The 22,742-nt window shown below is 66.7% G+C and carries 16 protein-coding genes; 5 read left to right on the top strand and 11 right to left on the bottom strand.

The features are described from left to right. Positions 1-402: 402 nt before the first annotated feature. A complete protein-coding gene (locus DBR20_RS01370) occupies positions 403-1,380 on the bottom strand; it encodes a 2-oxoglutarate and iron-dependent oxygenase domain-containing protein (RefSeq protein WP_100461028.1) in 978 nt (325 codons plus the stop codon). Positions 1,381-1,535: 155 nt separating this feature from the next. Here DBR20_RS01370 and DBR20_RS01365 point away from each other — a divergent pair, with 155 nt between their 5' ends. The 4 genes from DBR20_RS01365 (at position 1,536) to galE (ending at position 6,512) form a co-directional block, all read left to right on the top strand. Next, on the top strand, positions 1,536-3,419 hold the full coding sequence (locus DBR20_RS01365; RefSeq protein WP_258223080.1) for a sulfatase-like hydrolase/transferase: 1,884 nt from the start codon (positions 1,536-1,538) through the stop codon (positions 3,417-3,419). A 19-nt stretch (positions 3,420-3,438) separates the two neighbouring features. Beyond that, complete coding sequence (locus tag DBR20_RS01360; protein ID WP_108264923.1) at positions 3,439-4,584, top strand: glycosyltransferase family 4 protein; 1,146 nt, start codon at positions 3,439-3,441, stop codon at positions 4,582-4,584. Further along, a complete protein-coding gene (locus DBR20_RS01355; RefSeq protein ID WP_099819051.1) occupies positions 4,577-5,434 on the top strand; it encodes a polysaccharide deacetylase family protein in 858 nt (285 codons plus the stop codon). Before DBR20_RS01360 ends, DBR20_RS01355 begins: the two co-directional genes overlap by 8 nt. A 70-nt stretch (positions 5,435-5,504) precedes the next feature. Next, positions 5,505-6,512 carry a UDP-glucose 4-epimerase GalE gene (galE, locus tag DBR20_RS01350; RefSeq protein WP_108264922.1) on the top strand — a complete coding sequence of 336 codons (1,008 nt, stop codon included), beginning with the start codon at positions 5,505-5,507 and terminating at the stop codon, positions 6,510-6,512. 72 nt (positions 6,513-6,584) lie between these two features. Here the strand turns inward: galE and glmM are convergent, their stop codons facing one another. From glmM to trpB, 5 genes are all read right to left on the bottom strand, one after another. After that, complete coding sequence (gene glmM / locus DBR20_RS01345; protein ID WP_108264921.1) at positions 6,585-7,949, bottom strand: phosphoglucosamine mutase; 1,365 nt, start codon at positions 7,947-7,949, stop codon at positions 6,585-6,587. Next, complete coding sequence (accD, locus tag DBR20_RS01340) at positions 7,949-8,824, bottom strand: acetyl-CoA carboxylase, carboxyltransferase subunit beta (RefSeq protein ID WP_089236309.1); 876 nt, start codon at positions 8,822-8,824, stop codon at positions 7,949-7,951. Before accD ends, glmM begins: the two co-directional genes overlap by 1 nt. Positions 8,825-9,040: 216 nt before the next feature. After that, positions 9,041-9,844 (bottom strand): tryptophan synthase subunit alpha, encoded by an 804-nt coding sequence (gene trpA, locus DBR20_RS01335; RefSeq protein ID WP_181392988.1) that lies wholly within the window; start codon positions 9,842-9,844, stop codon positions 9,041-9,043. Between the two features lie 7 nt (positions 9,845-9,851). Next, positions 9,852-10,520, bottom strand: coding sequence for a hypothetical protein (locus DBR20_RS01330; protein WP_108264919.1), 669 nt, complete (start codon positions 10,518-10,520; stop codon positions 9,852-9,854). Next, positions 10,517-11,734, bottom strand: coding sequence for a tryptophan synthase subunit beta (gene trpB, locus DBR20_RS01325; protein WP_108264918.1), 1,218 nt, complete (start codon positions 11,732-11,734; stop codon positions 10,517-10,519). Before trpB ends, DBR20_RS01330 begins: the two co-directional genes overlap by 4 nt. Before the next feature lie 96 nt (positions 11,735-11,830). On the opposite strand from trpB, the gene DBR20_RS01320 reads away from it, so the two are divergent. Next, positions 11,831-12,718, top strand: a complete 888-nt coding sequence (locus tag DBR20_RS01320; RefSeq protein WP_108264917.1) for a LysR family transcriptional regulator — start codon at positions 11,831-11,833, stop codon at positions 12,716-12,718. 81 nt (positions 12,719-12,799) lie between these two features. Here the strand turns inward: DBR20_RS01320 and DBR20_RS01315 are convergent, their stop codons facing one another. The 5 genes from DBR20_RS01315 to DBR20_RS01295 all read right to left on the bottom strand — a co-directional run. Beyond that, on the bottom strand, positions 12,800-13,909 hold the full coding sequence (locus DBR20_RS01315) for a toxic anion resistance protein (RefSeq protein ID WP_108264916.1): 1,110 nt from the start codon (positions 13,907-13,909) through the stop codon (positions 12,800-12,802). A 43-nt stretch (positions 13,910-13,952) separates the two neighbouring features. Further along, a complete protein-coding gene (locus DBR20_RS01310; RefSeq protein ID WP_108264924.1) occupies positions 13,953-14,630 on the bottom strand; it encodes a hypothetical protein in 678 nt (225 codons plus the stop codon). Positions 14,631-14,656: 26 nt separating this feature from the next. After that, on the bottom strand, positions 14,657-20,029 hold the full coding sequence (locus DBR20_RS01305; RefSeq protein ID WP_108264915.1) for a DNA repair ATPase: 5,373 nt from the start codon (positions 20,027-20,029) through the stop codon (positions 14,657-14,659). Positions 20,030-20,111: 82 nt separating this feature from the next. Then, complete coding sequence (locus tag DBR20_RS01300) at positions 20,112-22,130, bottom strand: hypothetical protein (RefSeq protein ID WP_108264914.1); 2,019 nt, start codon at positions 22,128-22,130, stop codon at positions 20,112-20,114. Beyond that, positions 22,127-22,742, bottom strand: a 616-nt coding sequence (locus tag DBR20_RS01295; RefSeq protein WP_108264913.1) for a DUF1449 family protein, incomplete at its 5' end; no start/stop codon positions are given. The genes DBR20_RS01295 and DBR20_RS01300, both read right to left, overlap by 4 nt.

The raw sequence follows: 22,742 nt of genomic DNA, 5'->3' as shown, positions 1-22,742 counted from the left end.
AGCAAAAGCAGAAGCCGTGCCCCCTCCCCCGCCTCGAGATCTGACAGATCCCATCCACGCATGGCGTGGATCTACCAGACGCAGCCCAACCGTCGCGCCGCCGCCAGATGCAATCCAACCGTCATCGGGAAACTGTCGAAGGCGGGGAGGTGTCGGATGGCGGGGTGTCCGCGGCATGGATGCCGCGGCCAAGCCCCCATGGATGGGTTTACGGCGTCCCCGCCATCCGACACCTCCCCGCCTCCCCACGGAACATCCCAGAGCCGCTCTGGCTTTGGCTCTGGCTCTGGCTCTGGCCTCTGCGGTGCAGGGTGCAACCCTGCCGAACATCCTTCGCTGCGCTCGCCGGGCATGGCCCGGCGCTACCCGTAATGAAAAAGCCGCCTTTCGGCGGCTTCTTCATTACTTCAGCTTGATCTCGCGCAAGCGCTCTTCGAGGAAGCCGTGCGCGGTGATCGGTTCCGGGTACCGGCTCGGGTTCTCCTCGCTGATGCACGAGGGCAGCACGTCGATCAGGAAGTCCGGGTTCGGGTGCAGGAAGAACGGCACCGAATAACGCGGCTGGCGGGCCAGCTCGCCCGGAGGATTGACCACACGGTGGATGGTCGACGGATACACATGGTTGGTCAGGCGCTGCAGCATGTCGCCGATGTTGACCACGATGGTGTCCGCGTCCGAGGTGAACGGCACCCAGTCCCCATCATGCGACTGCACTTCCAGGCCTGCCGCGCTGGCACCGACCAGCAGCGTGATGAAGTTGATGTCGCCATGGGCACCGGCACGCACGTTCGGGATGTCGTCGGTGGTGATCGGCGGGTAATGGATCGGGCGCAGGATCGAATTGCCGAAGTTGGTCTTGTCGGCGAAGAAGTGCTCCGGCAGGCCGATGTGCAGGGCCAGGGCCGACAGCACACGCGAACCCAGGTTGTCCAACGCCTGGTACAGGCCGTAACCACGCTCACGGAAGCCCTCGACCTCGGACGGCCACAGGTTCGGCGCCATCACGTCCCGATACTTGGAGTCGTCGGCGATCTCGCGGCCGATGTGCCAGAACTCCTTCAGGTCGAAGTGCTTGGAGCCCTTGGCGGTCTCCACACCGAACGGGGTATAGCCACGGGCGCCGCCGCTGCCAGCCACGTGGTACTTGCGCTTGGTCTCATCCGGCAGTGCGAAGAAGGCCTTGAAGACGTCGTAGGCCGCATCGATGTCGGCCTGCGGGATGCCGTGGTTGCGGATGCCGGCAAACCCCCATTGGCGATATGCCGCCCCCAGCTCGGCCACGAAGGCGTCGCGGTCACTGTCGAAACGGGTGATGTCGAGGGTGGGGATCTGGCTCACAGCGGTTCCTGGCTTGTCGTTGAGTCGGTACGGGCCCGCCATGTCATGGCGACCGATCTGAACATTGTGACAGATAGATCGGGACACGCCACCGACACACTGAAACAAACCGATACAATGCGCCACCCGCGCGCGGTTTAACGACTTCGTCACGCCGGGAAACGCCACCCGTTGCCCCATCCCAACCCGCCTTCTCCATGGACGCCGCCCTGCCCGACGCCACCGCCGCCGCTCTTCCCGGCCCTGCCCGACGCTGGCGCAGGCTGGCCTGGTGGTCCCTGTTCATCGCGGCCAACGCGGTGCTGGCCGCGCTCATCGCGCTGGGCAACGTGCCGCTGCGCGACAACCCCGGCGGGACGCTCGGCCTGGCCTATCTGGCGATTGCCCTGCCCGGCCATCTGCTCGCGTTCGGCGCGCTGGCCGGCCTGCTGCCGTTGGCCATCGGCCTGTGGCCGCGCAGCGCGCGCGCATTGAGTGTGTCGGCTGTGATCTGCCAGGGCCTGTGGCTGTGCCTGCTGCTGGTGGATGCCAAGGTGTTCGCGCTGTATCGCTTCCACCTCAACGCGATGGTCGCCAACATGGTGTTCGGCGGCGCCCTGCAGGATCAGGTGAGCCTGTCCTGGACGACCTGGCTGCAGGCGGCTGCCATGGTGTCGGCGATCTTCGCCGCGCAGGGCCTGCTGGCCTGGGCGTGCTGGAAGCTGCTGCCCGCAGCACCGCTGCGGCGGCGGGTACTGCAGGCCTGGGCGGTGATCGCCCTGCTGATGGGCGGGGGCCAGGTCGCTACTGCCTACTACGACGCGCTCGGCGAACGCGCAGTGATCAGCCAGTGGAATTACCTGCCATGGGCGCAACCGATCACCGCCAAGAGTGCGATGCGCCGCTTCGGCGTGGTCAGCCAGCACCAGGTCGGCCTGCCCGATCCGCGCCATGCCCAGCTCAACTATCCATTGCAGCCCCTGCGCTGCCAGAGCCACCAGCGGCCGAACGTACTGATGGTGGTACTGGAGTCGTTGCGCCATGACGTGCTCACCCCGCAGTTCATGCCCAACGCATCGGCACTGGCCCGGTCCTCGCGGGTGTACGAGCATCATTTCAGCACCGGCAACGCCACCCGCTATGGCCTGTTCGGGCTGCTGTACGGCCTGCCGGGTGGCTACTGGCCCAGCATGCTCGACGAGCAGCGTGGCTCGCAGTTGTTCAAGGTGCTGGGACAGCAGGGCTATGACCTGCATCTGTATGGCAGCGCGCCGCTGTACAGCCCGGAATTCGATCGCACGGCGTTCGCCGATGTCCGCGACCAGCTGCACCAGGGGCCGTCCGAACTGACCTCCGACGGCCGTGATGCCGCCATCGTCGCTGGACTGCAGAAGGACATCCGTACCAGCCAGGCTGCGCAGCGCCCGTGGTTCGGTTTCGTGTTCCTCGATTCCACCCACGCGCCCTACCACATGCCGGCCGGCTATCCGCCGCTCGCTACGCCGATGGCCGATGCCATCGATTTTCTCAAGTTCGGCCCCGAGCACGATCCAACGCCGGAACTGAACCGTTATCACACCTCGGTGCATTACGCCGACAGCCTGATTGGATCGCTGCTGGATGACCTGCGCGCACAGGGCCTGGAGCAGAACACGATCGTGCTGGTGACCGGTGACCACGCCGAGGAATTCAACGACCTCAAGCTCAACTACTGGGGCCATAACGGCAACTTCTCCAATTACCAGCTGCAGGTGCCGTTCGTGCTGCATTGGCCGGGCCAGGCTGGCGGCCGCGACGCGCGCGTCAGCTCGCATGAAGACTGGGTACCGACGCTGATGCGTCGCGGCCTGGGCTGCGAGAACGCATTGACCGACTACAGCACCGGCCACGACCTGCTCGCTGCACCGACCGGCAAGCGTGCGCTGGTGGTGGAAAGCTGGTCGCAGCGCGCAGTGCGCACTGGCGAGGCGATCTACGTGTTCGACAAATTCGGCAACGCCACCGCGCTCGACGCGCGCTACCGCCCCCTGCCGCAACAGACCCCCGACGCCGCCAGCATCCGCGCGGCATGGGAAGCGCTGACGCGCTTCCGCAACCGCTGAATCCAAGGACCGATCCACCATGAACCGTCCGCTGCGCATCCTGCATACCGAAGCCGCCAAAGGCATGGGTGGGCAGGAAATCTACATTTTCCGCCACATGCAGGTGATGCGCGCGCGCGGCCATGACGTCGCCCTGCTGTGCCAGCCCGACGCGCGCCTGGCCACCCGCGCGCGCGACGATGGCTTCACCGTGCATACGCTGCGCATGGGCGGCATTGCCCGGCTGCTGCGCGGCATCTGGTCGGTATCACGGCTGGTGCGCCGCGAGCGCTACGACGTGGTCAACACCACCAGCCGTCGCGATGCATTGATTGCCGCCGCGGGTGCACGCCTGGGCGGCACACCGCTGGTGGTGCGCTCGCGCCACCTGATGAGCCCGGTGAATTCGCTGCTGACCTACACCGGCCTGCCGCACCGGGTCATCACCGTGAGCAACTTCGTCAAGCAACTGCTGGCGGACCGAGGAATTCCCGCCGATCACATCGGCATCGTGCCGCCGATGGCGGTTTCTCCAACCGGCATCGACGCCGCGCAGGAGCCGTCCTGGCAGGCGCTGCAGGAGACGCGTGCACGCGTGCGCGGCGAGCTCGGATTCGACGAACAGGACATCGTGGTGGGCTGCGTGGCCGTGCTGCGTGAACCCAAGGGCCACGCCGAACTGCTGCAGGCCATGGTGCCGCTGTGCAAGGCCAACCCCCGCCTGCATCTGGTGGTGGTCGGCGATGGCCAGGCAGTGATGCAGCGCCTGCAGGCCACCTGCGCCGAGCACGACCTGCAGCGTCAGGTCCATCTGCTGGGCTTCCGCAGCGATGCCAGCCAGCTGATGCCCGGCTTCGACATCTTCGCCCTGGCCACACACAAGGAAGCGTCGGGCACGGTGTTCCTGGAAGCGGCACAGGCGGGCCTGCCGATCGTGTCGCACCGGGTCGGCGGCGTGCCTGAAATGCTGGTGGAAGGCAGCAATGCCATCCTCACCCGACTCGGTGACGGCGCCGCCCTGACCGGCGCGCTGCGGCTGCTGGTGGACGATCCCGAGCGCCGACGGCAGATGGGACGTTCCGGCTGGGACTGGATCCGCAGCGCCAAGCGTTTCAGCCCCGAAGGCCACGCTGAAGCCACCGAACACTACTACCACCAATGGATGAAGGAGCTGGGTCATGGCTAATGCCAGAACCGTACCGGTGCTGATGCATCATCACGTCAGCAACTCGCCCGGCATGATCACGGTGTCGCCGGAGAATTTCGAAAGCCAGATCGCCTGGCTGGCACGCACCGGCTGGACCTCCTTGACACTGGACCAGTACGCCGGTTTCCTGGCCGGCAAGCCGGTGCCGCGCAAGTCGATCGTGATCACCTTCGATGATGGCTACCTGGACAACTGGGTCTACGCCCATCCGATCCTGCAGAAGTACGGCATGCACGCGGTGGTGTTCGTGGTGACCGGCTGGATGCACGAGGGCCCGATGCGCCCGCATGCCGGCATCACCGGCGCCACGCTGCCGGAAACGCCGGAGCATCGCGCCTGCGAAGACCTGATCTACAAGCAGGGCCGCAGCGACGAAGTGATGATGCGTTGGAGCGAAGCACGTGCGGCCATCGAGGCGGGCACCTTCGAGATCCATTGCCATACCCACACCCACACGCGCTGGCTGCGCCGCCAGGACCTGGATCGCGCGCAGCGCCGTGCCGGTATCAGTGGCGACCTGTCGAAGGCCAGGGAAGTGCTGCTGGAGAAGCTGGGCGAAGTGTCGGACACGCTGTGCTGGCCGTACGGTGATTTCGACCAGGACTACATCGAAGTGGCACGCGAGCAGGGGTTCCGCTACCTGCACACCACCCATCCGTTCGGACGCAACGTGGTCGGCGGCGACCCCGAGCGCATCTACCGCTTCGCCATCCGTAACCGGCCGGCAAGCTGGCTGCGCAAGCGCATCGCATGGAGCTACAACCCGCTGATCGCACCGCTGTTCAATGGCTTCAAGGCACGGCAGAAGAAGATGGTGCCGGGGCCGTGACGGCGTCTCCAGGCCCGGTCTGACACAGCTTCGGCAAGGAAGCTTCAACCGATTGGAAGGAATACAGGAAATGAACGTTCTGGTTACCGGCGGTGCGGGATTCATCGGCTCCCACACCTGTGTGGAACTGCAGCAGCAGGGCCATGCGGTGGTCATCGTCGATTCGCTCTGCAACAGCGACGCCGGGGTGATCGGCCGGATCGGCGACATCACCGGCATCACGCCGCTGTTCGTACAGGCCGATGTGCGCGATCGCGCGCGGATCGCCGCCCTGCTGCGCGAACATTCGATCGATGCGGTACTGCATTTTGCCGCGCTGAAGTCGGTTGGCGAATCGCGGCAGATGCCGCTGGACTACTTCGACAACAACATCAGCGGCACCCTTGCCCTGCTCGGCGCCATGCGCGATGCCGGCGTGGGCACGTTCGTGTTCAGCTCGTCGGCAACCGTGTACGGCGACCAGGACCATTGCCCGGTGGCCGAGACCGCCGCGACCTGCGCGATGACGCCCTATGGCCGTTCGAAGCTGGTGGTGGAACAACTGCTGTCCGATCTGGTCGGCGCCGATGCAGCGCTGCATGTGGCAACACTGCGCTACTTCAATCCGGTGGGGGCGCATTCAAGCGCCCTGATCGGTGAGCTGCCGCACGGAACACCCAGCAACCTGATGCCCTACATCGCCCAGGTGGCCGCCGGCCTGCTGCCCGAAGTACAGGTATTCGGCGATGACTACCCGACCTGCGACGGTACCGGCGTACGCGACTACATCCATGTGGAAGATGTGGCGCGGGCCCATGTGCTGGCGCTGCAGTACCTGCGCGACAAGCGCCGCAGCATCACCCTGAACCTGGGCACCGGGCAGGGCCACAGCGTGCTGGAACTGATCAAGGCCTTCGAGCAGACCGTCGGCCGGCCGATTCCATTCCGGATCACCGGTCGCCGCACCGGCGACATCGCGGTGAGCTTTGCCGACCCGTCCCTTGCCCTGCGCGAACTGGGCTGGACTGCGCGCCATGGTCTGGCGGACATGTGCCGCGACACCTGGAAATGGCAGACGGAGATGCCGCGCAGCGCCTGATGCCTTGCTTGCGCCAGACAGCAACATGGCCGCACAGGCGGCCATGTTGTCGGTTCGATCCAGCGACTGGGCTCAGGCCGCAGCCGCTGTCCTGACCGCCGCCGAAAGCCGATCCAGGGTGTCCTGCATCAACGTCGCGTCATCGGCCTCGACCGTGACCCGCACCACCGGTTCGGTGCCGGAGGGACGCAGGAAGGCACGTCCGCGGCCGGATACCGCCTGCTGCGCTTCGGTCAGCGCAGCCTGCACGCTCTCGGCCTGCACGATGGCCTTGGCCGAGACATCGCCGAGGCGCACGTTGACCGTCTTCTGCGGCACCTTGGACAACGGCTGCAGCGCTTCGCGCAGGCTCTTTCCCTGCTGTTTCAACGCCACCAGCACCTGCAGGGCACTGACGATGCCGTCGCCGGTGGTGGCCCGGTCCAGGCACAGCAGATGGCCGGACGCTTCACCACCGAGCACGCCGCCTCCCTCCACCAGTGCCTGATGCACGTAGCGGTCGCCGACGTTGCTGCGCTGGAACGGAATCTGCAGTTCGGCCAAGGCCTTTTCCAGACCGAAGTTGCTCATCAAGGTACCGACCACCGGGCCGCGCAGGCGACCTTCGGCCTGCCACGCGCGCGCCAGGATGTACACCAGGTCATCGCCGTCGACCGGGTTGCCGTGGTCATCGGCCATCAACACCCGGTCACCATCACCGTCGAAGGCGATGCCCAGGTCGGCGCGGGTCTCACGCACCTTGGCAGCGAGGTTGTCGATGTGGGTCGAGCCGACGCCGTCGTTGATGTTGATGCCATTGGGTTCGGCACCGATGCCGATGACCTCCGCACCCAGTTCGCGGAACAGCAGCGGCGCGATCTGGTAGGTGGCGCCATGCGCGCAGTCGAGCACCAGGCGTACGCCGCGAAGATCGAACGAGCGCGGCACGCTGGACTTGCAGAACTCGATGTAACGACCGACGGCCTCGCGTGCACGCGAGGCCTTGCCGAGCTTCTCCGAAACGGCCGTGGTGAACGGCACGTCCAATGCGGCTTCCAGAGCCAGCTCGGTGGCATCGTCAAGCTTCTCGCCTTGGGCGGAGAAGAACTTGATGCCGTTGTCGTAGTGCGGATTGTGCGACGCGCTGATGACGATGCCCGCATCCACGCCGAGGGTACGGGTGAGGAAGGCAACGGCCGGGGTCGGCATCGGGCCGAGCAGCTGCACGTCAGCGCCCGCAGCGACCAGCCCGGCTTCCAGCGCGGCTTCGAACATGTAACCGGAGATCCGCGTGTCCTTGCCGATCACCACGATCGGACGGCGCCCATCCTGGCCGCGCTGGGCGACCAGCACGCGGCCCAGGGCGTTGCCCAGGCGCAGCACGAAATCAGCCGAGATCGCCCCTTGGCCAACCCGACCACGGATGCCGTCGGTACCGAAGTACTTGCGGCTCCCCATCAAACCTCCTCCGGCGCCGGCTCGCGGCGCAGCATCGCCAGCAGGTCGGCCAGGCGGTCGCGCAGTTCACGGCGGTCGCAGATCTGGTCGATGGCACCGTGTTCGAGCAGGAACTCCGAACGCTGGAACCCTTCCGGCAGCTTCTCGCGCACGGTCTGCTCGATCACGCGCGGGCCGGCGAAGCCGATCAGTGCACGCGGTTCGGCGATGTTGATGTCGCCCAGCATCGCGAACGACGCCGACACACCACCGGTGGTCGGATGGGTCAGCACCGAAATGTACGGTTGTCCGGCTTCACGCAGTTTGCCCAGCGCGGCCGAAGTCTTGGCCATCTGCATCAGCGAGAACAGGCCTTCCTGCATGCGCGCGCCACCGCTGGCGGAGAAGCACACGTACGGCGCGCCGATCTCGGCGGCCGTCTCGGCGGCAAGGGCGAAACGCTCGCCGACCACCGAACCCATCGAGCCGCCCATGAAGGCGAAATCGAAGGACGAGGCCACCAGGGGACGGCCCTTGAGCAGGCCGCGCATGGCAATCAGCGCGTCGTACTCACCGGTGTTCTTCTGCGCGATCTTGATGCGCTCGCCGTACTTCTTCTGGTCCTTGAACTTCAGCAGGTCGGTCGGCCCCAGGCGGGCGGCGATCTCGGTGGTGCTGTCGGCGTCGAACAGCGCGGCCAGGCGCGCACGTGCACGGATGGCCATATGGTGGCCGCACTTCGGGCAGACCTCCAGATTCTCTTCCAGCTCCGGACGGTACAACGCACTGCCGCAGTTGCTGCACTTTTCCCACAGGCCCTCGGGGACGCTGCGCTTCTTGCTGGGGGTGTTGTCGGTGCGGATGCCAGACGGCATCAACTTGCTGAGCCAACTCATGCGGGAGGACACTTCCGTTCAGGGCGGCCCGGGGGCCGCAAAGGCGGACAGTCTAGCTCCGCTTTCCCTGCCCGTGCACCCCCTGCCCGGCCTTGGCCCCGATGGAAAAAACCATGCTGGGACGTACGTTTAGGTGTTGGGTAGTGCCGGCCGCTGGCCGGCAGCGCTTGCACGCGGGCGGGTACGGAGGATGCCGGCCAGCGGCCGGCACTACCGTTACGCGTCGAGCGCCTGCCGCAGCGGAGCCAGGAACGCAGCGGCGCGCAGAGCCGCCTCCTCGGTGGAGCCCGCTTCGGCGAGCACCGCCACCAGCGCGCTGCCGACCACCACGCCGTCGGCCTGGCGGGCCATGGCCGCCGCACTGGCTGCATCCTTGATGCCGAAGCCGGCCACCACCGGCACGCTGGCCTTGGCCCGCAGCGCCTGCAGGCGTGCACTGGCGGCGTCACTGTCCAGTCGTTCGGAGGCGCCGGTGACACCGGCAAAGCTGACGTAGTAGAGATAGCCACGGGCCAACGCCAGCAGCTTGTCTGCGCGTGCTTCGCTGGTGGTCGGCGATGCCAGCAGAACCAGCGCCAGGCCTGCAGCGTCGAAGGCCTGCTGGGCTTCACCGGCCTCTTCCGGTGGCAGGTCGACCAGCAGCACGCCGTCCACGCCAGCGGCCACCGCCGCGTTGGCGAACGCCACGTAACCGTGGATCTCCACCGGGTTGAGATAGCCCATCAGCACTACTGGCGTCTGCGCATCCTGCTCGCGGAACTGCGCTACTGCCTGCAACACATAGCGGCTACCTGCGCCGCGGCCCAGCGCACGCTCGGAGCTGCGCTGGATGGTCGGGCCATCGGCCATCGGATCGGAGAACGGCACGCCCAGTTCGATCACATCGGCACCGGCCCCGACCAGCGCGTGCATGACCGGCACCGTGGCTTCCAGGGAAGGATCACCGGCGGTGATGAAGGGGATCAGGGCCTTGCGCTGCTGCTGGCGCAGGCGCAGGAAACAGGCATCGAGTCGGGACACGGACATTTCAGGCACACCCTTCAATCAGTTCAATCGCTTCACTGGTTCCCCAGTACATCTGGGTAACCTTCCCTTCAAACAGTTCCAGGCGGATGCCCAGGTCGGAACCCGGGTCCTGCCAGGTGAGGTATTCCCCCTGGTCGTCCAGATAGGCATGCGGCTCGGAAACCGGCGCGCCGGGGAACTGCGCCAGCGCCTGTGCGCGGGTCATGCCGATGCGCAGGCCGTACGGGCCAGGCTGGGCGACTGGTGTTTCGGCATCCTCATCCTGATCCAGGTCGAAGCGGACGATGCGTCCATCGTCGACCATCATCGAAACGCCCGGCGGCAGCCCCTTGCCCGTGAAGTACTCGCAGGTCTCGATCGCGCCCTGCGACTCCCACGAGCCCAGGTGCTTGACGTCGCTCATGTGCTGGCCAACCAACACGTCGCCGGCGTGGTCCAGCGCCACCGAGGCCACTGCCGGTGCGTCACCGTTGCTCGTGCCTTCCGCGGACGGCGGATCGACGATCGGCGTGCGCGCCATCGGGTCAAGATCATCATTGGCAGCCGGCTGCTGCGCCGGCTGCGTAGTGGCTTTGGCAGCCGGCGCAAGCACCGGCGGTTCCGGCGGCTGGCACGCGGCCAGGCCCAGCACCAGCAGAAGCATCCCGCTGTTCCGCAGCAGCGCGCTCACAGCACCAGGCCTTCGCGCGCAGCGATGGTATGCACGTCCTTGTCGCCGCGACCGGAGAGGTTGCACAGCACGATCTGGTCGCGCGGGCGCCCGCGCGCAAGCTTCATCGCCTGCGCCAGTGCGTGGCTGGACTCCAGCGCCGGCAGGATGCCCTCGGTGTGGGCCAGCAGATGGAAGGCCTGCAGCGCCTCTTCGTCGGTGATGCCGACGTAACGTGCGCGGCCGCTGTCGGCCAGGAACGCGTGCTCGGGGCCGACGCCCGGGTAATCCAGGCCGGCCGATACCGAATGGGTCTCGATGATCTGGCCATCGTCGTCGCACAGCACATAGGTGCGGTTGCCGTGCAGCACGCCCGGACGGCCGGCGGCGATGGAGGCTGCGTGGCGTCCGGTGTGGATGCCATCGCCGGCCGCTTCAGCGCCGACAATCTCGACCTCGCGGTCGTTGAGGAAGGCATGGAACAAGCCGATGGCATTGCTGCCGCCGCCGACGCAGGCGGTGATCGCATCGGGCAGGCGACCGTACTCGGCCAGCATCTGCTCGCGCGCCTCGCGGCCGACGATGGCGTTGAAGTCGCGCACCATGCGCGGGTACGGGTCCGGCCCCGCGACCGTGCCGATGATGTAGAAGGTGTCCTGCACGTTGGTGACCCAGTCGCGCATTGCCTCGTTGAGGGCGTCCTTCAGGGTGGCCGAGCCGGAAGTGACCGGTACCACCGTCGCACCGAGCAGCTTCATGCGGTAGACGTTGATCTTCTGCCGCTCGATGTCGGTGGCGCCCATGTACACCACGCACTCCAGGCCCAGCCGCGCGGCGACGGTGGCACTGGCCACGCCATGCTGGCCGGCGCCGGTCTCGGCGATGATGCGCTTCTTGCCCATCCGCGCAGCCAGCAGCGCCTGGCCGATGGTGTTGTTGATCTTGTGCGCGCCGGTGTGGTTCAGGTCCTCACGCTTGAGCAGGATCTGCGCGCCGCCGACGTGGTCGCTGAGGCGTTCAGCATGGTAGATCGGGCTTGGCCGGCCCACGTAATGGGCCAGATCGCGGTCATAGGCCAGCTGGAACGCCGGATCCTGACGGGCCTGGTCATAGGCCTGGGCCAGTTCCTGCAGCGGGCCGACCAGGGTTTCGGCGACGAAGCTGCCACCGTAACGGCCAAAGTGGCCCTGAGCGTCAGGGAATGCGTGGAAATCGGCAATGGGAGAGGCAGACATGGAGACGACCGGTCGTTCAGACAGGTGGATACTCTAGCGCACGGATTGTGTCCGGAAAATGGATATTATCTGGCGTATCCCGTCAGGAAATCTCACATGAGCGCGTCATTGCTGCCCCCTTTGAATGCCCTGCGGGCATTCGAGGCCACCGCGCGTATGGGCGGCGTCGGCCGCGCTGCACAGGCCCTGCATGTGACCCATGGCGCGGTCAGCCGCCAGCTGAAGCTGCTGGAAGACCATCTGGGCCTGGCCCTGTTCCAGCGTGCAGGTCGCGGCCTGCGCCTGACCGCGGCAGGCACACGCCTGCAGGAAGCCTGCAGCGAGGCCTTCACCGGCATCGAGGACTGCGTGCGCGCATTGCAGCGGCCTGCAACTTCACCGGCGCTGGTGCTGGGATGCAGCGGCAGCGTGCTGGCGCGCTGGATGATTCCGAGGCTGCCGGCCCTGCAGGCGGCCCTGCCCGGCGTGCACCTGCAGTGGTCCGCTCTGGATGGCAGTTTCAGCGAGACGCAGGCCACGCTGGATGCGGTGCTGCTGCTGGCGCAGGGACCATGGCCGCGCGGCTGGCAGGTACGCGAGCTGGCACCGGAACGGGTGGGCGTGGTGGTGGCGCCCTCGCACCCGGCGGCGCATCGGCTGCGCCATGTGCCGCCGTCCGCCTTGCTGCAGGAAACGCTGTTGCATACCAGTTCGCGCCCGCAGGCGTGGCCCGCGTGGGCGCAGGCACATGATCTGGATCCGGCCCAGCTGCAGCTGGGCACCGGCTTCGAACACCTCTACTACCTGCTGGAAGCGGCGGTGGCGGGGCTGGGCCCGGCGATCGCGCCCGAGCCGTTGGTGGCAGAGGATCTGGCCGCGGGGCGGCTGCTGGCACCGTGGGGGTTTGCCGCGACCGGCGGATTCTGGGTGCTGGCGCGGCCGGACGGCCCTGTCGATGCGCGCGTGGACGCGCTGGCGGACTGGGTGGTTGGGCAGTTGCGTTGAGTACGAAGGCCGAGCGCGGGCTCGGCTCTACAGAAGGACCAACCGGCAGCGATCGAGCACGCTCGATGCTGCCAAGCGCTGTCAGGGTGCCGTCGGCGCCGCCAGGCGCTGCTGCAGATCCTCGCGCAGGCGTGACAACTCGACTTCGGCCTGCTGACGCTGCTGCATGCCCTCGCGATGGATGCTGCGCACCTCTTCGACCGTGGCGATCAGCTGATCGTGCACGTGGCGCAACGTGGCCACGTCGATCACGCCGCGCTGGTTGCTGCGAGCGGTATCCACCGAAGCCTGGCGCATCAGGTCTGCATTGCGTCGCATCAGCTCGTTGGTCGCATCATCGATCGCATTGGCCAGTTCGGCCGCGTTCTTCTGCTCGCCCAGCGACAACTGGATCGCGAACTGGCGTTTCCACGACGGGATGGTGATGTCGCGGACGGTGTTGAACTTCTCGATCAGCTGCAGCGCATTGGCCTGGATCAGGCGGATCATCGGCAACGACTGATCAGCCGCATGCTGCATCAGCTGCAGATCGGAGACGCGCTTCTCGATCAGGCGGATCGCATTGTCGATCTCGCTCTGGCGGATGCGCTGCTGCGGGTCTTCGCTGCCCTGCCCCAGCAACTGCTCGGACTGCAGCTGGGCCAGGCGCTGCTTGCCGGCGGCGGCATACAGGCCCAGCGCATGACGCTCCTCGCGGACGATGTCATGCATGCGGTCGAAATCGGTCACCCGCTTGCCCATCAGCGCCTGCTGCGTGCCGACGTCGCCGAGCAGCTGTTCGATCTGCGAATTGGTATCGCTGAACTTCTGCACCAGTTCGCCCTTGGAGGAACGCAGGCGATCTATCAGGCCGCCGATCAACGGCACCTTGGAGCGCTGGGAAAAACCATCCAGCTTGAGCTCGCGCGCGATGCGCACCACTTCGCCGAGCTTCTCGCCGTTGGCGTCGAGATCACGATTGCGCACCTGGTCCAGCAACTGGCTGGAGAAGACCGTCGTCCGGGCGGCGGCTTCACGGCCGAACACCTGCAGGTTGCCTGGGCGCAGATCTTCCAGCTCGCGGCCGATTTCGGCGATGCGCGGCAGATCGTCGCGGACCAGGCCGAGGGCCTTCAACGTGCTGTCATCAAGTTCCGGGGCGGGCGTGGTGGCGGGCACGAGCGTGCCGGAGTTCTGGCTGTCCTGGGTCATCGGGCAGTGTCCTTGCGGTGGATAAGCGGCAGCGGCGGCCGGCTCAGGGCAGTCTAGCCTGAGCAGCGGCCACTTCGTCGTCGATCTGGGCCTGCAGCGTGGCTGCCTGCGCGGCCTGTGCAGCCTGGGCCTGTGCCTGGCCAGCCAGCGCGGCCTGGCGCCAGGCGGGCAGCAGGACATCATGGATGCGGACGAAGCGCTGCAGCAGGGCTTCGTCCTGCTCCTGCAGCAGCTGCCATTGCCCGCTTTCGATGCGCCGCAGCGTGGCCAGCCGTTGCAGGTGGTCCACGCGCGGGGCCAGCGCGACCTGCGCAGCGCCTTCCAGGCTCGCCAACTGCGCGGCGCCGAACGTGGCCCAGGCCTCCAACGCGGCGGCGGCCGCGTCGTTGTCGATGATGGTCTGGGCACGCTGCTGCACACGCTGCGCGAGACCCTGTGCCTGCTCGCGCGCCTGCAGCACCAGCACGCCCAGCTGCGCCTGCAGTCCCTGCGCCTGCGCTTGGCGCGCAACGTCGCGGCCGAGCAGGCGGCCCCACCAGCTCTCCTGCCGCCGCAGGCGCACAGGATCGCTGGCCTGCAGGGCCAAGGCGATCCGCGCCAGTGCAGCCACCAGTCCTTCGCCCCCCGTGCCGGCCTGCAACGGTGCCGGCTCGGCCAATACCTGCAGCAAGGGGCTGCCGTACACGGCCAGCGCGGCCACTTCGACGCGCGCAGGAAGCATGGGTTCGGGCAGGGAGCGCACGCAGGTCACGGCAGTGGCGGCGGTCGTGGGCCGTCATCAGCCATCGTTTCCGGCGGCAATGACTCACCGTAGAAGTGGCGCATCAGCGCTTCGTCCAGCGCACGTTCTTCCGGAGTCGCTGCACGACGCACGCGCGGGCGACGACGCGGGTCGGTCGTGGCCACATCGGTCGTTACCTGCTGCCGTGCCCACCCGGCGAACGCTGCCAACGTCTGCGACAGCTGCACCTGCTGTTCCTGCGAGGCGACCAGCAGCTGCAGCAGCGGTGCCAGACCGGCCTGCAGGTCTTCGGCCAATGGCGTGGCTGCGGCCTGCGGCGCGGCAGCGGCCGGCGCACTGGCCGGCCGTGCATCTGCCAGGCGCTGCAGCGCCGCCAGCAGGGCCGGCCATGGAGCCGGCTCGAGTGCGGCGGCTACCTCCACCGGCGCTGGCGGCAGCTGCAACGCACTGGCGATGTCGGCCAGCTGTGCGACCACACGCCCACCGACATCGCTGTCACCGGCGCCCATCGCCTTGTTGCGCAGGAAATCGCGCTTGATCTGCGCCCAGCGTTGCGCGCGCTCGTCATCCAGCACGCCACGCAGCTCGGCCAGCTTCAGCAGATTCTCTTCGGCACCGGTGGTCAGCAGCTGCGCTTCGCCCAGGTAGTGGTCGGAGATCAGCTGCTGCAGCTCGTCGTCATTCATCACCGGCGAAATCTTCTCCGCCAGCTTGTTCATGTTGCGGTAGCTGCCCTGCAGGCGGAACGGCGGTTCGGTGCGATAGCGGTCGTCCTGCGCGGCGCTGGCGATGTACTGCTGGTTGACCCTGTAGACCACGTCGCGCACGCGCAGCATGCGCTGCAGGGTGGCGGTGATCTCGTTGACCTCGGCGCCACTGTAGGCATGGCTCAGGCCATTGCTGGAGACATCCTTGCCCATCGCGCGATCGACCAGCAGGTACAGGTCGGCCATCTCACGCGTGGCCAGCGGCGCCAGTACCGGGTTGGAGGTCAGGCTGTTCTCGATGTAGCTGAGGGTGAAGGCTGCTTCCATGCCGCCGAGCACGTCGCCCAGGTTGTAGATGTCGGCACGGTTGGCCAGCATGTCCGGGATCTTGAACACTTCGCCGGACTCGGTATACGGGTTGCCGGCCATGACCACGCAGAACTTCTTGCCACGCATGTCGTAGGTGCGCGTACGGCCGCGCCACACGCCTTCGATGCGACGTGTGCCATCGCACAGCGAGATGAACTTCTGCAGGAACTCCGGGTGGGTGTGCTGGATATCATCGACATACAACATGGTGTTGTTGCCCATCTCCAGCGCCAGGTTGAGCTTCTCCAGCTCCTGCCGCGAGGTCGCGTCCGGCGCCTGCTGCGGGTCCAGCGAGCGTACTTCATGGCCCAGGGCCGGTCCGTTGATCTTCATGAAGACCAGGCCGAGGCGATGCGCCACGTACTCCATCAACGTGGTTTTGCCGTAGCCCGGCGGCGAGATCATCATCAGCAGGCCCATCAGGTCGCTGCGCTTGTTCTCGCCAACGGTGCCCATCTGTTTGGCCAGGTTGTCGCCGATCACGCCGAGATACACGTCGTTGATCAGCTTGTTGCGCACGAAGGACGACAACGGCCGCGCCTTGAACTCCGACAGCCGCAGGGTTTCGCGCTCGCGGCCGACGATGCCCTGGCGCACCGCCTGATAGGTGTGGAATGCCGGCACGAAGGACTGCAGGTGGTGCTGCAGGCGTGCCAGGAAATCATCCAGCGACACGGTCAGGCTGCCATTGTGGATGCGGGCATGCTCGCCCAGCAGGCCACTGACCTCCGCCTGCAGCGGTGCATCGCTGGCACGCGTGCGCAGCTGTCGCTGCACCAGCAGCAGTGCCGCCGCTTCTTCGACATAGCCGGCATGTGCAGACTGTGCCGGCAGCCCGGCGAGCGCCCGCAGCCATTGCCCGGCCAACGCCCAGCGCGTAGCCAGCGGATCCTGCGAGCGCTGCAGCGCACGTTCAAGCGCTTCACGCTGGCCCGCCTGCTCCAGTTGCTGCGACAGCGCGTCCAGCAGTGCCTGCGCGTGGCGGCTGCTGCTGAACACCGGCTCGCCGGCGACCAGTTCTTCGCCCAGATACGCCGCGGCAGCATCGGCGGCGGCGGCGTCGAACGGCAATGCATGGGTCTGTGCGTAGTCATGCAGCGCCTTCGCCATTTCCGCGCGCAGCGCCTGACGTCCCTCATCGGAACCGAACAGGCGCGCGATGGCTTCTGCACCGGCCTGCCGGCCCGGCCACTGCGCCACGGCTTCATCGCGTTGCCGCGCGGCCCAGAACAACAGCGCCAACGCACGCACGTGGGGCGAATGCCGCAGCGGACCGGCCGCCTGCTGCAACGGCAACAGCGCGCGCAGGATCAGGGCGGCGTCGTGGTCATGGATACCGCGCTCGTAACCTTCGCGGTAACGGGGCGCAGCAAAGGCGCGGACCCGCTGGTCCAGCGCTTCGGGTTCGGCCGCATCGTGCTGCAGCTGGGCAAGGTCCAGGCCATCCCGGCCCTCCTCCGCAGCCAGCAACAGGCACCCGGCCAGGTATTCGCCGCGGTAGATCGCTGCCGATTCCGAATCCAGGGTGACCTGCCAGAACGGCTTCAGCGCATCCAGCTCGGGATCGTGCAGGGTCTCCAGGAAGTCGGTGCCGGTGAGATGGATGGCAAGGGTTTCGCCACGCGGCAGCAGGGTCAGGTCCAGCGCCTGGGTGTTCACGCTGAATCGATGGCGCGGACCAAGGCGGACTACATTGCCACCCGCCTCGTACAGATCGCTGCGGTCACGCAGCTGGCGTACGGCCTGGTCGCGCACGCCCTTCAGGCGCGCCTCGACATCGTCGGCCTTGACGTTGTCGCACAGCGCACGCAGGCGCTCGGCCAGTTCACGCAGCTTGAGGATCAGCGGATCGCCGGCGAAGAACGCGTTGAGTTCGTCGGCCGTGCCGAACCGCTCGGTACGCTTGCCCAGGCCGTCGAGGATGCGGTTGGCAGCATCAAGCACCGAGCGCGCCTTGCGCTGGCGATCATCCAGCAGGGCCTGCTTGTGGGTGTCGAAGGCCTCGACCAGCTCTTCGCGTTTGCTCAGGATGTCGCCGAGGAACTGCTCATGCTCGCCGAACTGGCTCTCCAGTTCCTCCAGCTGTACCAGCAGGCGCGACAGCTGTTCGTCGGCACGCTCAGGGTCGCTGGCCATCGCCAGCGCGCTGGTGATCGATTGCGAGAACAGGGCGAACTGGGCGGCGAACTGAGCCACGGCTTCGGCCGAGCCCAGCGACCTTCGCCGCTGTTCGGCGCGTGCGCGCGCCTGGTTCAGACGCCCGTACAGCAGCGAGATGGATTCGACCACGCGGGTACGCGCGGTCGCATCGTCGACCTTCAGCCCGGCCATCAGCTCGGACAGCATGTCCAGATCACCGGCCATGCCGCGCAGGCCGTCCAGCTGCTCATCCAGCTGGCGTGCACTGGCGGCCTGCTGTGCGGCCTCGTCCAGCGCCTGCATGCGGGCGGTCAGGGGGGCCAGTGCCGCATCGCCGGCAAGGAAGGCACCGGTGGCGACGCCGACACGGTCGTGCGCCTGCACCAGCTCGGCGGCCATCGCCTCGATGCGCGCGGTATCGATGTAGCGAAGTTCGCGGATGGTCAGCAGTCGACCGCGCAGCGCGGTGATCGCATTGAGCGCTTCGACGAAGGCCTGCACCTCGTTCCAGTTTTCCGGCTGCAGCCGGCCCAGCAGCGCCTTGTGCGTGCTCTCGGCCTCGGCCATCGCCTGCGCCGACTGCTGGCGGATCGACTGCACTTTCTCGTACTCGTCCAGCACCGATTCGCCGGTGGCGCTGATCTGCCGCAGCAACGCTTCGGCACCATCACACGCCTCGTCGCCCAGCCAATGATGGGCATCGAAAAGCCGCCGGGTGTCGGCCACCAGGCGCTGGTAGCGCTGCACCGATACATCCTGGCCGTCGATTTCGCGCGCCAGGTTGAACAGGTTGGAGATGCCACGCACCAGCTCGGCGTTGCCAATGCGCCCCATGAAGGTATTGCCGGGCGGACGGCTGGCGGCGAACTCATCGCTGCTGAAAGGCGTCTGCCAGACCTGCATCGGATGGATGCGGGTCGGCTCGGTGCCTTCGGCATGGAACAGCACCATGCGCCCGTCCTGCATGAAGGCGTAGCCGTGGCCGAACACCGGGTTCTGCAGCACGCGCTGGATGGTGTTGTAGACGAACAGCGCCGAACGTCCGCCTTCGCGCTCGTAGAAGATGTACAGCACGTCCTCGCCGTTGGGCGAACGGATGCTGCGCTTGAACTGCATGCCATCCATCGAGGCGTCGAACGCCTTGTGCTCGCCACCCTGCAGGTAATAGCCACCGGGGAAGATGATGCCGTGGTCTTCGGGCAGCTGCACGCAGGCCTGGACGATGGCATCGTTGCGCACGATGTCGCCGGTAAGCGTGTTGTAGATCAGCCCACGCCATTCGGTTTCGCGGTAGGGCAGCACCTTCAGCAGCACCAGCGAGCCGACCCGGGCGAACTCGAACTGCGCGTCGTCCAGCGACTGCGTGCTGTCTTCCACCGGTTCGCTGTAGATGCCCTGCCCGGTTTCAGTGTTGTTCTCCACCTTGATGGTCAGATCGCCACCGGTGGTCTCCACGAACAGGGTGTCGAGGATGTTCAGATGCGAATGGCGGCCGTTGACGGCGAGGTCGCGGGTGGCGCGGGTCCATTCGAAATCGAAGGGCGGTGGCAGCGCTATGTCGCGCTCGCCACGGGCGTCGAGGTAGGTCAATTCACCATCGTGCGCCAGCGCCCAGCGGAACACTCGCACGTCGCTGCTGCGCTCGCCGATCTGGAACGAGGCCAGCAGCTTGTCGCCCACCACGATCAGCTGCAGCAGGCGTGCATGCTTGTAGTAGGCGTAAAGCTCGTTGAAGTCGTGCACGAAGCCGGGCTGGTCGAGGAAACTGCCCTTCAGCTCCAGCGCGGCGACGTCGTAGCCATCATTGCCCTGTACCAGCCGGTACAGGCCGAACACATCTTCGATGCGGGTCTGGGTCTTCAGCCCGATGAACACGTTGTAGCCGAACAGCAGGCGGTCCGGACCGACCTGGACGATGTCGCGGCCGACACAGTTGTTCTCGCTGCGGATACGGAAGCGGCCGACCACCTCCAGGCGGCTGTCGCCGAACTCGGCCAGGCGCTGGCGGTTCAGCTGCTCGGCAACGGCCTGCAGGCGTTGGCCCTGTTCGCCGAGACGACGCCGCAGGACTTCATAGGCGCCGCCCTGGGCAACGGCCTGGTCGACGGTATCGCCGGCAGCCTCTGGCACGACGGACTCGGTGGACGGTTTGGTTTCGGACATCAGCAGGTTTCCGGCTCACGAACGGCCGGCCGTCGATGCGGCCGGCACGGGTGGGCGATGACGGTGGCCATCGCCGGGTGGATCAGCGCGCGCTGTCGACCACAGCGGTCGACTCGACGGACACGGTGTCCACGTCCTCGGCGATCTGCCGCGGCGCGCTGTCGGCCACGTTGACGCCCAGGTAGCGCTGCATCAGGTCCTGCACGATAGGACTCTTGCCGGCGAAGCCTTCGATCGACTTGCCCAGCGAAACCGCCTTGATCAGGTTTTCGAACATGCCGCCGTCGCCACCGATCAGGTCGATGTCGGCATTGCGCAGGGCGCTGGCGATGACACCCGCGTTCTCGCGCGAGACTTCCTTGCCGGCTTCGATCGAAGCCAGGGCCTGCTTGAGGCTGTTGTCGAGCATCATGCGGAACTCTTCGTGGCCACGTGCCTGGTCGCTCAGCGAGGCGATGGCCTCGAACTTGCGAACCAGGCCTTCGGCTTCGGCCAGCAGCTTCTTCTGCACCACGCCGGCTTCGGCATTGCCCAGCGATTCGGTAGCCGTGGCGCGGGCCAGGCCCATCTTCTCTTCGCCCTGTGCCTGTGCCTGCAGCGTCTCGGCCAGCACGCGCGCCTCGTTGCTGCCCTGCTTCAGGTTCGCTTCGGCCTTGGCTTCGATCACGCGCGCCTCGGCGATGCCGACCTTCTCGATGGCCAGCGCCGACGCTTCGCGCACCTGCGCTTCGGCCAGGCCGGGTGCAGCCTGTTCGGCGCGGAACGCGTCGGCCAGCAGACGCTTGGCTTCGGCCTGCTTGCCGGCCGCTTCGTGCTCGGCCTGCGCCAGGGTGGTCAGCTCCACTGCGCGATGCTTGGAGGCGGTCTCGCGGGCCTGCGCTTCCTTCACTTCGCGCACCAGCGATTCCTGCGCCTTGGCTTCAGCTTCCAGGATCAGCACCTGCTTGTGGCGGTCAGCCTCGGAGACTTCACGCACTTCCTTGATGCGCTCTTCTTCCTGCGCCACGGTCTTGTCGATGGAGATACGTTCGCGGGTGATGTTGGCCACGTCCATCTTCCCCTGCTCGACCACCTTGTCGCGCTCCACGCCCTGCAGCTGCACTTCGCGGTCAGTGGTGACCTGCTCCAACTGGCGTGCACGTTCGACACGCTCGGCTTCGATGGCCACGGCGCGCTGGCGGTTCTGCTCGGCCACTTCGACTTCGCGCATGCGGTTCTGCTCGCGGATGTCGATCACCTGCTGCGCTTCGATGCGGGCGTTCTCGGACAGCTGGCGCTGTTCTTCCTGCACCTTGGCGGTCTCGGCTTCCTCGCGCGCACGGATGGTCTCGATCTCGCGCTTCTGCCGTGCCTCGGCCTCGGCCTGCTGGCGTTCAAGCGCCAGCAACGCTTCGCGCGCTTCGACGTTTTTCTTGGTGATGGCCAGCTTCTCGTTCTGCTCCAGCTCGTTGGTCACCACGTTCTGCGCAGCGGTCAGCTCGGTGATCTTGCGGATGCCCTGCGCGTCGAGGATGTTGAACTGGTCCAGCAGCGATTTCGGGGTCTGCTCCAGGTAGTCGATGGCCACGTCTTCCAGCACATAGCCATTGAGGTCATTGCCGATCACCGCGATGATCTCGTCGCGGAATTCCTGGCGCTTCTCGAACAGCTCGGTGAAGTCGAATTTCTTGCCGACCGTCTTCAGTGCTTCGGAGAACTTGGCGTTGAACAGCTCATCGACCGCGTGTTTATCCGAGGCGCGATCAGCGCCGATGGCCTTGGCCACGCGCAGCACGTCGGCCTGGGTCTCGTTGACGCGCAGGTAGAACGCCACCGCGATGTCGGCGCGCATGTTGTCGCGGCAGATCAGGCCTTCCTTGCCGCGGCGGTCGATCTGCAGGGTGATCAGGCTGATGCGCATCAGCTCGGCGCGGTACAGCACGGGAATGATCAGCGCGCCGGTGAAATGCACTTTCGGGGTCGCACTCATGTCGTTGACGATCAACGCCACGCCCTGGTCGACCTTGCGGTAGAACGCCTTGAACAGCCCGGCTACGCCGAGCAGGAGGGCAAGCACGCAGCCCACGATGAAGAGGAAGGGGAGCACGGAAGCCAACGTCATTGATGATTCTCCTTGTTGCCCGGAAGCAGGTTGTCCTGGAAGTCGAGGGCGACCGCGTCGGCGCGGACCACCCGGTAATGGTGTTGTGCAGCCACGTGCTCGACCAGCACGATGCGCTCGCCGCGCTGCAGTTCGATGTCGCTGCGGATCTGCAGGACCAGGCCGGCACCGCCGTCATCGACGGTGGCATGGCCACTGCGTGCGTCGACCTTCGGCGAGGCGACCACGCCGACGCGGCCCAGCAGCGAGGCCTGCGGCACCGGGCGCAGGCGCAGCAGGAAGCGGCGGATGGGACGCAGCAGCAGCGCGGTGACCGGCACGGCCGGCAGTGGTGCGAGCACCGCCACGACGGTGCCCAATGACCAGCGCAGCAGGTCGGGCAACGGCAGCAGCAGGTACAGATGGATGAAGTAGGTCAGGGTCCAGGCGAACAGGCTCAGCAGCGTCACCACCACCATGAGCGGCACGCCGCCCAGCCCCCAGCGCGCCAGCAGGGCTGACAGACCGCTGAGATGGGCGTCGCCTTCGAGGGCACCATCGGCACCGGCCTCGCCGAAACCGTCATCGACCAGGCCGAAGGCGGCAATCCCCCAATACAGGACCGCCACCGCC

It is taken from the genome of Stenotrophomonas sp. HMWF023, assembly GCF_003060985.1.
In the GTDB taxonomy this organism is placed as follows: Bacteria; Pseudomonadota; Gammaproteobacteria; order Xanthomonadales; family Xanthomonadaceae; genus Stenotrophomonas; species Stenotrophomonas lactitubi.
Note: the sequence above shows the minus strand (reverse complement) of the source record. Positions and strands in the feature narration are given on the sequence as shown.